10 protein-coding genes are annotated in these 13,274 nt (G+C 41.8%); 9 read left to right on the top strand and 1 reads right to left on the bottom strand.

All coding sequences use genetic code 11. From position 1 onward, the window contains the following. The first annotated feature begins 46 nt into the window (after positions 1 to 46). From OFO00_RS05270 to OFO00_RS05235, 8 genes are all read left to right on the top strand, one after another. Positions 47 to 1,411 carry a phosphomannomutase/phosphoglucomutase gene (locus OFO00_RS05270; RefSeq protein ID WP_270865172.1) on the top strand — a complete coding sequence of 455 codons (1,365 nt, stop codon included), beginning with the start codon at positions 47 to 49 and terminating at the stop codon, positions 1,409 to 1,411. Further along, the gene (gene cmeU / locus OFO00_RS05265; protein WP_270865171.1) at positions 1,411 to 1,647 is read left to right on the top strand and encodes a CmeU family protein; all 237 of its coding nucleotides are present in this window, start codon (positions 1,411 to 1,413) and stop codon (positions 1,645 to 1,647) included. The genes OFO00_RS05270 and cmeU overlap by 1 nt, the downstream gene beginning before the upstream one ends. Continuing rightward, entirely contained in the window at positions 1,640 to 2,650 is a 1,011-nt protein-coding gene (locus OFO00_RS05260; protein ID WP_270865170.1) for an alanine racemase, read from the top strand. Before cmeU ends, OFO00_RS05260 begins: the two co-directional genes overlap by 8 nt. Further along, positions 2,647 to 3,366, top strand: a complete 720-nt coding sequence (locus OFO00_RS05255) for a LemA family protein (RefSeq protein ID WP_270865169.1) — start codon at positions 2,647 to 2,649, stop codon at positions 3,364 to 3,366. Before OFO00_RS05260 ends, OFO00_RS05255 begins: the two co-directional genes overlap by 4 nt. After that, entirely contained in the window at positions 3,367 to 3,975 is a 609-nt protein-coding gene (locus OFO00_RS05250) for a hypothetical protein (RefSeq protein ID WP_270865168.1), read from the top strand. Continuing rightward, complete coding sequence (locus OFO00_RS05245; protein WP_270859966.1) at positions 3,972 to 4,778, top strand: TPM domain-containing protein; 807 nt, start codon at positions 3,972 to 3,974, stop codon at positions 4,776 to 4,778. The genes OFO00_RS05250 and OFO00_RS05245 overlap by 4 nt, the downstream gene beginning before the upstream one ends. A 48-nt stretch (positions 4,779 to 4,826) precedes the next feature. Beyond that, on the top strand, positions 4,827 to 5,423 hold the full coding sequence (locus OFO00_RS05240) for an IMPACT family protein (protein ID WP_270865167.1): 597 nt from the start codon (positions 4,827 to 4,829) through the stop codon (positions 5,421 to 5,423). 96 nt (positions 5,424 to 5,519) lie between these two features. Then, positions 5,520 to 6,086, top strand: a complete 567-nt coding sequence (locus OFO00_RS05235; RefSeq protein ID WP_270865166.1) for a PAS domain-containing protein — start codon at positions 5,520 to 5,522, stop codon at positions 6,084 to 6,086. Positions 6,087 to 6,833: 747 nt separating this feature from the next. Here OFO00_RS05235 and OFO00_RS05230 read toward each other — a convergent pair. Then, positions 6,834 to 7,118, bottom strand: a complete 285-nt coding sequence (locus tag OFO00_RS05230; protein WP_270865165.1) for a GIY-YIG nuclease family protein — start codon at positions 7,116 to 7,118, stop codon at positions 6,834 to 6,836. Positions 7,119 to 7,609: 491 nt separating this feature from the next. Here OFO00_RS05230 and OFO00_RS05225 point away from each other — a divergent pair. After that, on the top strand, positions 7,610 to 13,274 hold a 5,665-nt coding region (locus OFO00_RS05225; protein ID WP_270865164.1), incomplete at its 3' end, for a hypothetical protein.

The raw sequence follows: 13,274 nt of genomic DNA, 5'->3' as shown, positions 1-13,274 counted from the left end.
AACATTTATAATTTAAAATATTGTAATTTTTTTGTCAAGGAATTTTATGATTGAAGATATTTTTAGAGAATACGATATCCGCGGAATCGTGGGCGAGGATCTAAACGAAGAGAGCGTTAAGGCGATTGGTTTTGCCTTTGGTATGCATTTGCGCCATTTAGGCCGTGAGCGTATCAGCGTGGGTTATGATGCGAGGCTAAGCGCGCCAGATATGTTTGAATACCTAGTAAGTGGGCTAAACTACGCTGGGCTTAGGATTTTTGATATTGGCCTGCTTCCTACGCCTGTGGGGTATTTTGGCGTATTTACGCACAAATTTGACGCAAACATTATGATTACAGGCTCGCACAATCCGAAAAATTATAACGGCTTTAAAATCACAATCGGCACGGATAGTTTTTTTGGCGCACAGCTTAAAACACTCGGCCGCCAAGTGGCTGAATTTATGGCTAGTGGCGTAGAGATCCCAACAAATACATTTTGCGAAAAATATAATATTTTGGGCGAGTATTTGGATTATTTCGAAAAAGAATTTGCAAATTTGAAAAATTTCAAAACACCATTTGTGATTGATTGCGCAAACGGCGCAGCAGGTGTTACGGCGTGTAAAATCGTGGAAAGACTTGGCTTAAATGCTAAAATTTTATTTCCAGAACCTGACGGAAATTTCCCAAATCACCACCCAGATCCAAGCGAAGAGAAAAATTTAGTCGATTTAAAAAATGCAATTAGCCAAAACGGGCTAAATTTGGGCTTTGGTTTCGACGGAGACGCCGATAGAATCGCCGTGCTAACAGCGAAGCGAAATATCAAAGGCGACGAGCTAGCCTGCCTTTTATCATTAAATATGAAAGAGCCGAAAATTTTGGGCGAGGTGAAATGCTCGCAGGTAATGTATGATGAGATAAACCGCCGTGGCAAGAGCTTTATGGGCAAAACCGGTCATAGCAATATCAAAAAGGCTATGAAGGAGCTTGGCATTGATTTGGCGGCTGAGGTGAGCGGGCATATTTATTTTAAGGAGCGATATTTTGGCTTCGATGATGGCGTATATGCGATGATGAGAGTGTTAGAACTCGTCGCAAAGGGCATTGATTTAGACGCTGAGCTTGACGCGCTTCCTGTAATGCACAGCACAGATGAGATTAAATTTAAAACCACAGACGCCGCTAAATTTGAGATAATTGAAAAATTTAAAAATTTAGCCAAAAACGGCATTTCTGGGCTTCCAGCCGTGCGCGATATGATAGAAATCGACGGGGTTAGAATTCGTTTTGATGATGGCTGGGCTTTGGTGAGAGCTAGCAATACCACGCCGATAATCGTAACGAGATTTGAGGCTAAAAGCCCTGAATTTCGCGATGAAATGCAAAGGGTGATAATGGGCGCATTAGAGGAGATTGCAAAATAATGGAAAAAGAGCTAGTCGAGCAAAATATAAAAGAGCTTCTTGGCGCTAGGGCTGAATTTTTCGCGCTACTAGACGAAAAAGTGCCAAAAATAAAGGGCACAGATGTGTTTGATTTCGCAAACGCAAAAGAGGCGAATTTAAAGGAAATTTACGCCAAATTTTACGGCTATGATTACGCTATTCGCAAGCTTTTGCCGTATTTATACAAGGCGTATGGAGTGAGCTTTAATGTCTGAAATTTTGATTGATAAATCAGCGTATTTTCACAATCTTTCGCAAATTTCGCAAAAAGTAGCCAAAGAGCGCATTATGCTCGTGCTTAAAGACAACGCTTATGGGCATGGCATGCGCGAAATCGCGGGTTTGGCGCGTGAGTTTGGTATCAAAAGAGCCGTTACTAGGACGCTAGATGAAGCGCGCGAAATTTCAGAATTTTTTGAGCAAATTTTAATTCTTTCGCATATTCCAAACGGAAACGAAAATCCAAATTTTATTTATGCTGTAAATGATATGAGCTATTTTGCACGCCTAAAAACAGGCACGAATATTCATATTGTCGCAGATACAAATATGCATAGAAATGGAATTTGCGCCTATGATTTGGACGAAGCACTCGCACTTTGCAAAAAACACTCGTTAGCTTTGCGCGGATTTTTTACCCATTACCGCGCTAGTGATGAGCTAAGCTCTGATTTTTACGCGCAAAGGCAAAATTTCGCCGAATTTAAAAAAATCGCCAAATTTAAGGCAAATGAGGCTGGATTTAATGAGCTTATTTTTCACTCATCAAATTCAGCTGCGATCGAGCGCAGAGCGGGGTTTGACGATGAGTTTGTGCGTGTGGGTATGGCGCAGTATGGATACGCTCAGTTTGATGAGAGCCTAAATTTGCGCCCTGTGCTTAGCTTGTGGGCTGATTTAATCAGCCAAAGAGTGCTTAAAAAAGGCGAAAGGGTAGGCTATGGCGGGGTGTTTTGCGCGCCGTGCGATATGAAAATCGGCACCTATGATTTAGGCTATGCGGACGGGCTTTTGCGATACGCTGGGCTTGGGGATTTGCGATTAGGTAGTGGCGAAAGGCTACTTGGCAAAATGTCTATGGATAGCTTTTGCGCTGAATTTGGCGGAGAGCGGGTGTGCGTGATAAATGACGCCAGAGAGTGGGCGAGATTTTTTGGCACGATTGAGTATGATGTGTTAGTTAAACTTCATGAAAAAATATCAAGGAGAGTGGTATGAACGAGTTAGAAAACCAAAATGGCGCCGAACAAATCGGCTATGACGGCGAAAAAGGCGCAAAAGGCGCAGAGCAAAGCCAAACCTACAATGGCTCTGCTAATGTCGAGAAAAAATCATCAAAAGGCTGGCTAAAATGGCTGATTATCGCTGGCATAATTTTGGCTGTGTTTGCGATTTTCGCCGTGCCTGTGTATAACAAACTGACCCTAAAAGACGAAGATGTCAATGCGGCCTGGGCGCAGGTGCAAAACCAATATCAAAGGCGTGCTGATTTGATTCCGAATTTCGTCGAAACCGTCAAAGGATACGCAAGCCATGAAAGAGGCACCTTAGAGGGCGTAATCGAGGCTCGCGCGAAGGCAACGAGCGTGAAAATCGACGCAAACGATATCGCAAATAACCCAGAAGCCTTTACGCAGTTTAACAACGCACAAGGCGAGTTAAGCTCGGCTCTATCGCGCTTAATGCTAGTTGTAGAACGATACCCTGAGCTAAAAGCAAACTCAAATTTTACGGATTTGCAAAATCAGTTAGAGGGCACCGAAAACCGCATAGCTGTGGCTCGCAAGGACTATATCGCTGTGGTGCAAGAGTATAATAAGATGATTAGGGTTTTCCCTACAAATATCATTGCCAAACTCGTAGGCAAGGGCGGAGCTAAGCCTGTATTTAACGCAGGCGAAGCCAATCAAAACGCGCCAAAAGTTTCGTTTTAGATGATTGAGCAAATTTACAAAGACGCCATAACGGATAAAATCTCAAAGGCCGAAGATGCGAGCGACGCTGAGATTATCTGCGTGCTAAGTGGCGAGGCTTTGGACTTAGAGCCCCTTAGCTGGGGCGTGGCTTGCACGATTGCCTTTGTAGTGGGCACTGCGCTGATGTTTTTCCAGCAAGTAGGCAAAGTAGGCGCGTTTGAGTTGATTGCGATTGTATTTTTGCTCTTTAAATTTCTTTTTTCTAAATTTCCTAAATTTTTAGAATTTTTTATCCCTAAATTCTTTAAATTTAGGCTTACTTACGACTTTGCCGTGAGTAAATTTGAACTGTTTGGGTATGATAAAATCCCAAACGCTGTGATTTTTTGTGTTTGCAAAAATGAAAAAATCGCGCATATAGTTTGCGGTGAAAATATCAGCGCAAAGATTGATAATTCTGAATTTTTGCAGATTGTGCAGGAATTTTGCGTCCAGGCAAAAACTGCGAATTTTGGCGAGGCTGTGAGTGCGGGTATAGATAGGCTTTGCGCGCTAATAATGGCGAAAATCCCCCATGAAATGGGCGATAAAGATGAAATCAAAGAAAAGATTGTGGAAATAAAATGAGAAGAATTTTGCTTTTTTTATTTTTGGCTTTATCTTTTTCGCAGGCTAAAATTTCAGACTATCTAGCCTTGCCAAACGACACAGCTATTATCGACGAGGCGGGTATTTTGCGCGCCTCTACGGCTGGTGCGTTAAACGAAATTTTGCTTAAATTTGACGAAAATTCCACCAATCAAATCATGGTCGTAACCCTAAAAACGCTCGGGGATTACTCTATCGAAGAGGTCGCGAACGAGCAGGCTAGGGCGCTTGGCATAGGGCAGAAGGGCTATGATAACGGCGTGCTTTTGCTCGTCGCGCCAAACGAGCGCAGGGTGCGTATCGAGGTCGGATATGGCTTGGAGGGCGTGCTGACTGACGGCGTCTCAAAGCGCATAATCGAGTATAAAATTTTGCCCCATTTTAGGGCTGGGGATTTTGAGGGCGGAATAGTTTCTGGTGTGCTTACGATCCTCGATTTTATCGAGAGTGGCGACATAAAATTCGCCAAAATCGAGCGCGCTCAGGGCGAGGAAATCGATATTGATTTCATAATCTTTATGCTTTTCTTTTTCTTTGTATTTTTTATGATGATGAGAAACAAATCACGCTCGCACGGGGATTATGGCAACACTATCATTTTAGGCGACGGGCTTGATGAAATTTTGCGCGGTGGTTTTGGCGGCTCTGGCGGATTTGGCAGAAATGGCGGATTTGGCGGCGGTTTCGGTGGCTCTGGTGGATTTGGGCGCAGTTCGCGGGGAGGTGGCTTTCGCGGTGGTGGAGGCGGATTTGGCGGTGGCGGTGCCAGTGGCGGGTGGTAAGCCTGCAAATTTCAAATTCAAATTTTAAATTTAATCAAAAAGGCGAAAATGTATATCATACAGCGCGAATTTAGCGCGAATTTAGAAGTCAAAAAGTCAAATTTCATCGCGCATTTGGTGCCGTTAGCTGAGTTTGAGAGCGTGCGTGAGCGACTAAAACACGAACACCCCAAAGCCCGCCACATCGTCTGGGCGTATCGAGCGCTAAATGAGTATTCCCAAATCGTCGAAAACCAAAGCGACGACGGCGAGCCCAAATCCACGAGCGGCCCATCGTGCCTAAATGCGCTTCGTGGCGCAGGTCTGATTGACACGGCTGTGCTTGTGGTGCGGTATTTTGGCGGAATCAAGCTAGGCACTGGCGGGCTAGTGCGCGCGTATGGTGGGGCTGTAAATTTAGCGATAAATGCGAGCGAGCTAATAAAATTCGAGCAAAAAGCCCCATGTGAGTTTTTCGTGCCGTTTTCGCAAATTTCAAAATTCGAGCACTTTATGAAAAAGCAAAATTTCGCTTACACGCTAAATTTCACCGACACAGGGGCTGTATTTTCGTGCGCTCTTTCTCAGGCGCAAACAGCGATTTTCACGGATTTCGCGCAGGGTTTCATCGCGCCATTTGAAATACTTAGATTGCCTGAATTTTAAATTTTCCACATAATATTATTGTTATTTTTTTATTTTAAGTTAAATTTTATAAATCACTTTGTAAAATTGAGAGAAATTTTATCGTAAAGGAAAAAAATGCCAAGACCAACCCCTAAAAACAACGAAATCAAGCTAGATCCGGGCAGATATATCGTCTCGCGCACCGATCCTAAGGGTATCATCACATTTGGCAATGTGTATTTTTGCGCTATTTGCGGGTATAGCGTCGAGGAGCTACTTGGTCAGCCACACAACATAATCCGCCACCCAGATATGCCAAAAATCGCGTTTAAGCTCATGTGGGATACGATCCAAAAGGGTCGCGATTTCGTCGCAGTCGTCAAAAATATGGCGAAAGACGGAAGCTACTACTGGGTCATGACCGAATTTATCCCTAAAAAAGACCCCGCCACAGGCGAGATTGTCGAATACACAGCCTACCGCAAGGCCCCGCCACGCGCTGCAATTGACATCGTCGAACCGCTGTATAAAAAGCTTTGCGCCGCAGAGGAGCAAGGCGGTATGGAGGCTAGCGAGGCGCTGCTAAACGAGTATCTCAAAAAACAAGGCGAGACTTATGAGAGCTGGGTTGTGCGCATTACTGGCAAGTCAAACCCGATTACTGCGCTGTTTTTCAAGGCGATGAGGAAGCTTTTCGGCTAAATTTGGCTTGAAATTTGATGATTTAAATTTGCGTTGATTGTGAATTTTGATTGTTTAAATTTTAGTTTTTTAAATTTTAGTTTTTAAATTTTGGGTTTGAAATTTTAGTCGTTTAAATTTTATGACTGAAATTTTGATTATTTAAATTTTTGTTTGAAATTTTAAATTTCATTTCCCCCTTTTGCCTAGACCTCGCGTCTAGGCTTTTTTATTTCGCATTTTTTCCGCTAGCGCAACTTCTAAACACTGCCCCGAAATTTTCATTTTGCCGCCATTGCGAGAAGCGAAGCAAATTTGCCTTGATTTGTCATTGCGAGGAGCTGTGAAACAGCGACGAAGCAATCCAGGGAAATTCTAAAAAATTTTAATTCACAGATAAATTTCTAATCAAAAGTAAAATTTTTAGAATTTTCTCTAAATTTTTCTGGATTGCTTCGAAATACTTCGTATTTCTCGCAATGACAGATTAAATGTCATTGCGAGCATAGCGAAGCAAATTTGCCTTGATTTGTCATTGCGAGGAGCTGTGAAACAGCGACGAAGCAATCTAGGGAAATTCTAAAAAATTTTAATTCACAGATAAATTTCTAATCAAAAGTAAAATTTTTTAGAATTCTCTTTAAATTTTTCTGGATTGCTTCGAAATACTTCGTATTTCTCGCAATGACATAACTAGCGAAAATTGCCTCACACTGACAGATTTGGCGAATTTATCACAAAAAGCATATAGCTTCACAATGACAAAATTCAAATCTCATAATACAAATCTTTCCAAAATGGATTTACGCTTTCAATCAAAGCTAGTTTTTGTTTTCTGCTTCCGCCTTTTAGCTGTTTTTCGCGCAAAATCGCACTCTCTACGCTATCGCAACTCTCAAAATACCCGAGTTTATCCACGCCATATTTTTCGGTAAAACCTTTGAAAATTTTGTTTTTGTGCTCGTAAGTTCTGCGTTTTAAATCATTTGTTACGCCGATATACAAAGTGCCGTTTCGTTCGTTAAAAAGGATATAAACGAAGTATTGTTTCAAATTTTTGCCTTCATTTTTTGTAAAGTATATCAAAATTCGCCTGATTTGTCATTGCGAGAAGCAAAGCAAATTTGCTTTGCTTTGTCATTGCGAGGAGCGAAGCGACGAAGCAATCTAGGGAAATTCCAATAAATTTCAATTATCAAATAAAATTGACAAATTTTAGAATTCTCTTTAAATTTCCCTGGATTGCTTCGCTACGCTCGCAATGACAGATTAGCCGAATTCGCGTAATGCCACTCTTTGTTTTGTCATTGCGAGGAGCGAAGCGACGAAGCAATCTACGAGTTTAAAATTCAAAGCGCTAAATTTGCAAATTTAGCGACTTTAAAATTCTCCAAATTCCCCCAAAAACGGCGCAAAAAAAAAAACGGCGATAAATTTTATCCTTTACAAATGTGTAATTAAACTTCGTTTAATTTTTAAAGAGTTAAAATACGGAGTTATTTATCACATTTTGCGATTAAGTTCGCAGAAAAAAGGAGTTTTTCATGAACAAGGTCTATAAGCTCAAAAGGAGCTCTCACGGCGTCAAGGTCGTTAGCGAGATCGCTAAGGGACACAGTGGCGAAAAAACTGTGCGCGAGGGGTTCGGTAGCACAATTTTTTCAGGCATTGGCAAGATAGCGAGCGCGCCTGCTCTGGGACGGCTGGCTATGTCGCTAGCTACGATAGTGGCTATTAGTGCGCCATTTGCACCAGAGGGTCTGTATGCAGAGATAGTAGAGGGCACATCTACTGGGACTAATACTATTGCTATTGGCAAAGACTCTTATGTTAGAGCAAACAATGGTATTGCTGTGGGCACAGATGCCAAGGCTGGTCATAAACTGACTGATATGTATATCCAAGCTAGCTTTATTAACGATAACAATCCTACCAAAGTTATGGTCAAAGCATATACAACTGCTCAACTAGCTGAGATGGGAATTACTGGTGCGACCAAGACTTACTATTACGCATATTATATGAAAAGCGGTAATGAAATAAAAGTCGGTGGTTTGGATAGGGATAAGGATTTATATAAGAATAAAGATATTAACGGAGAGCTAAAATCTGAATTACTTCGAGCTTATGCTTTTGATAGTAGTGAAAGTTATACTAATCTTAACCAAAACTGGGTTGCAGGAAATGGTGACACCGATGCAGATGTGGCAGCACATGTAGCACAATTTATATATAATAACAGAAATAGCTCTGAGAAAGAAATTGGCGATCCTAATCGCTTTTTCTCTGATAAAGTCGTAATAGCTGGTTCAGACGGCACACAGATTGCAATCGGTCCAAATTCTTATGCTATGGATAAAGGTGCAGTTGCTCTTGGAAATAGTGCGACAGCGAATGGAGATTACACTATCGCTATCGGTGAAGAGGCTATGGCGGCTACTATGCAAGATTGGAGTGGCGGTAATATCGCTATCGGCGGTAAAGCAAAAGCTGTCGAAATGAATAGCGAAGATGAAAATGATAGACCAGGACAGAGCACCGCTGTGGGATATAGTGCATTTGCGACTGGTGGTCAGGCGATGGCTTTGGGTGCGAATACTATCGCAAGTGGATATGGCTCTATATCAATAGGCGGAGATGATATCGGTGGTACAAAAAGTGATTTTAAGCTAGGAAAAATTGGTGAATATTTGTATGTCATCGGCGGTGAAGAGCACGCCACCGACCATATTAAAATTTTGCAAGGTATTTTTAATGGAGATTTGGTAGTTGTTGGTAAAAAAATACAAGTTAATGAAAATAGAACAGAAGCCCAACAAACTGAAATCAAAGCTAAATATGGCGATTTGATAGGTGAGCTAGCAGAAGGCAATCTATACATACCAACGACAGCTAGTGGTCTTGGCTCTATGGCAGTAGGTCAAAGCTCTGTTGCTAGCAATACCTTCTCAAATGCTTTTGGTTATATGGATATAGCTAATGGTATCGGTGCTAGCGCGATAGGCACATACAATGTAGTCGATGGTCACGGCTCGACCGCTGTGGGTGCAGAAAATACCATAGTCGATGTAAATTCTACCGCTATCGGTGTAATCAATACAATCAGTGGTGGCTCGACAAACGCTATGGCTACTGGTAATGGAAACATTGTCGAAGGTAGCAATTTTTCTATCGCGGCTGGTTACTATAATGAAAACCATGGTGATAGCACTATCACAGTCGGTCTATATAATGATGCTAATGCTACAAGTGCTGCCGCTGTCGGTCTAAGCAACTATGCTCTTGGCGAAGGCGCTATCGCCGTGGGTGGAAAAAATGTGGCACAAGGCGATTATTCGACCGCATTTGGTTTGAAAAACAATGCTACGGCGGATAATACCCTAGCTATCGGAACTTTAAATAACGCTACGGCTATGAATTCTATGGCTTTGGGTGCTGATAACAACACTACTGCTGAGTTTTCTGTCGCTGCTGGTATGAGCAATGTCGCCGAGGGTATGCAATCAGCCGCACTTGGTTTTAAAAACACTGCTAGTGCTGCTAAATCTTTCTCAGTCGGTATGGACAACAATGTAACCGTAACAGGTGTCGAGAGTATCGCTCATGGTTATGGCAACACAGTAAGCGGTAAAAACTCTATCGCTATGGGTTCTGGCAATACCGTAACTGGCAATCGCTCAGGTGCATTTGGTGATCCGAATATTATTGATAGCGATGATAGCTATGTCGTAGGTAATAATAGTAAGATAAAAGAAGGAGATAATAGCGTATTTATCTTAGGAAACAAGGTTACTAACACTTATAAAAATTCTGTATTTCTTGGCGATGGTGCAGCGTATGAGACAGGCAAGACCTCGGCTAGTATGGATACATACTCTACAAATTCTGTCGCGATAGGAAAGATTGCGGCAAACAAATTAAGCTTTGCAGGTGCTAAACCTGAGGGCGTAGTCAGCATAGGCAACGCCACTGCTCCACGCAGAATCCAAAATGTCGCCGCTGGTCTGATCTCTGCTGATAGCACAGACGCAATAAATGGAAGCCAACTATACTCTGTGATAGAGAATTTGCCAAGTGGCGGTAGTATCACTAGCGACGACAGAGTCGTAAGAATCGATAATGATAAAATAGTAAGCCCATATATACACATAAACGGTGTAGCAGGCGCTCCTGCTACTTCTGCACAAGCTACTGGCACAAACGCCGTAGCAATTGGTGCAAATTCACAAGCTAATGGTGATAACTCTACTGCGTTTATGGGAACTACTGCTACTGGTGAAAATGCTATGACTTGGGGCACAGGCGTAAGTGCTGGTGGATATACGGAACAAGTCAAAATTTCAGATTATGAGACACATGATCTTTATCTTCGTGGAGGAGATGGGTCCAATAAAGATAAAATCGGATATGTTTTACCTGGTCCAAGCAAATATGATCCAAATACTTGCATGACTGCGACACTTTATTTTGTAGATGATAATAATAAAGAAACTGGTGAATATGAGTGTGTTGGGAATTGGTTTCTTACCCCTGATAGAATAGTAGAAGCTAATGCGCAGGTCGAAATGCGAACTTCACATGTAGAAGTTACTAATATCGCAGGAGGTAAAAACGCCACTGCATTTGGTTATAATACGATTGCTGGGGGAGATCAATCTACTGCATTTGGTGAAGCTACGCATGCTGGAGTAAAATATCAATATGATAATAAAGATGTTACTCCTATCCAAAAAACAATCAAATTAGAAGATGGTACAGAAGTTGTGGCATGGGTGCTTATGAAGGAAGATGGTACTTATGTAGAAGGATTTGATTCGCAAGCAAGTAGTAGAGATCGCAGAGCTGAAAACGGCGAATTATATTATATGAATCGCGACAAAATGATGAGTAGTATAAATAAAGTAGTCGCTGGTAAAAACGCTACTGCATTTGGCGAGGGAACCAATGCTAGTGGAGACAATTCTACTGCATTTGGTTATAGAACTATTGCTAGTGGAACAAGAGCTACTGCTTGGGGACATCAAACCATAGCTAGTGGCAAGAGAGCAACTGCATTTGGTATGGAAACACAAGCGACAGGAAGCCAATCTACTGCATTTGGTTACAGAACTATTTCTAGTTCTGAAAATAGCGTTGCTTGGGGTTCTAATACTGAGGCTTACGGTATAGGTTCGACTGCTTGGGGTTCGCATACTAAATCAGCAGGAGATAATTCGACTGCTTGGGGTAGAGAATCTCTGGTAAGTGCAGGCGCAATGACTTATGGTGGTAAAGATTACACTGATGTAACTATTGAAATTAAAATCGAAAAAGTGCCTTCTCCGGGAGATCCGAGTGTAACGATTAATACTGGTTATTATTTTGTGCAGGGCAAAGATGAAGAAGGAAATATAGTAACCATATATGATAATAATCAAAATTGGCTTTGGAAAGAAAGTGGTGATACTGATTTAGACCAAAGAAAAGAAATCGCAAAATGGATTTTGAATAATAATGGTTCATTGGCAGCCGATTTTTCAACTGCTTTTGGCGATGGCTCGAAAGTCTATGCTCCTAATGCACTTGGTGCATTAGGCGGTATTATTGAGGGAAAGGCAGAGAATTCAGCAGCTATCGGCAAGGGTGCGACTGTATCTGTGGCTGATACCATAGCACTTGGTAGCGGTTCGGTGGCTAATAGAGATAATGTAGTTACGCTTTCATCTTTCGATGAAAACCGAACTTATAAAGGCTACGATGTTCAAACACGAACAGCAGGCAAGGACAATTTAAAAATGCCTGATAACGCTGTATGGATTGGCACAGCAAATGCTATCGCAGTCGGAAATATAGATAAAAATGTAACTCGCCAAATCACAGGCTTAGCCGCTGGTAGCGAGGACACAGACGCAGTCAATGTCGCTCAACTAAAACGAGCAGTGAGCGGTGCCGGCACAGTTTGGTCTGTGGGTATAGACAAAGATGGCACTGGCACGAACAAAGACGGAACTCTTACATTTGGCAAACACACAGTGGGCACTGAGGATTATAATAAAACTGGTCTTGACTTTATCGCTGGGGATAATGTAGATATCTCGTATGTCGAGCTAAGCACGGATAATAATAAAACCGCTAGTGCTTATGGCATTAAATTTAGCGCGAAAGATACAAATGTAACTTCTAAAAACGGAAGCGTAATCATCACTAGCGAATACAATGCCGATACAATGACTACTGGGTATGATCTAAAAGTCCCTGTCAAGCTAACCGATAACAATGGAACTATTAAACTTGTAAGTTACGGCATAGACGGAGACGAGAATTCAAGCAGACCAGTCAAGATTACAAATTTAGCTCCTGGTGAAGCTGATACAGACGCTGTAAATGTATCTCAACTAAAAGAGGCAGCCGAGGGTAATAGAACTTATCTTACTGTCAATGGTGGCACAGAAGCACCTAAGACCCCTGGTCAATACACAGATGGTAACCTAAAACTTACTCATGGCGGTGAAGATAACAACACCTATGACCTAAAACTTGCTAATAACCTAACAATAGGTGAAAAAGGCGATGGCACACCTGGAAAACCTGGCGAAGATGGTCAAATCAAAGTTATCGACAAAAATGGCAAAGATGGTGTAACTATCGGTGCAAAAGATGGCGAGGGAACTATCGGTATCAATGGTAAAGATGGTAAAGATGCCCAAATCACAGTAGCTAAGGGTAAAGATACGCTTGATAATAAAGAACCAGGTAGAATTATTTATAAAACTACAAATAACGAAGGTAATGAGATTACATTGCAAGTTGCTACTATGGATGACGGCTTGAAATTCGAGGGTAATTACCGAGATGGCACTAATGACCCTATCGCTAAAAAATTAAATGAGCAACTAAATATAGAAGGAACTCATACAGCTGGTAAAGACCAACTAACTACTGGCAACATTGGTGTTATCAATGATGGAACTAAACTAGTTGTTGAACTTGCTAAGGATGTAAATTTAACAGAAAGCGGAAGTATTTACTTCGGCAAAGATGGTGCAAAAATCAGCAACGATAATGGAGACATTAAAGTTGGTGATAAAAACGAAGGACCAGTTAAGATTACAAATTTAGCTCCTGGTGAAGCTGATACAGACGCTGTAAATGTATCTCAACTAAAAGAGGCAGCCGAGGGTAATAGAACTTATCTTACTGTCAATGGTGGCACAGAAGCACCTAAGACCC

The sequence above is a fragment of the Campylobacter sp. VBCF_04 NA7 genome (assembly GCF_027737405.1).
Lineage (GTDB): Bacteria > Campylobacterota > Campylobacteria > Campylobacterales > Campylobacteraceae > Campylobacter_B.
Note: the sequence above shows the minus strand (reverse complement) of the source record. Positions and strands in the feature narration are given on the sequence as shown.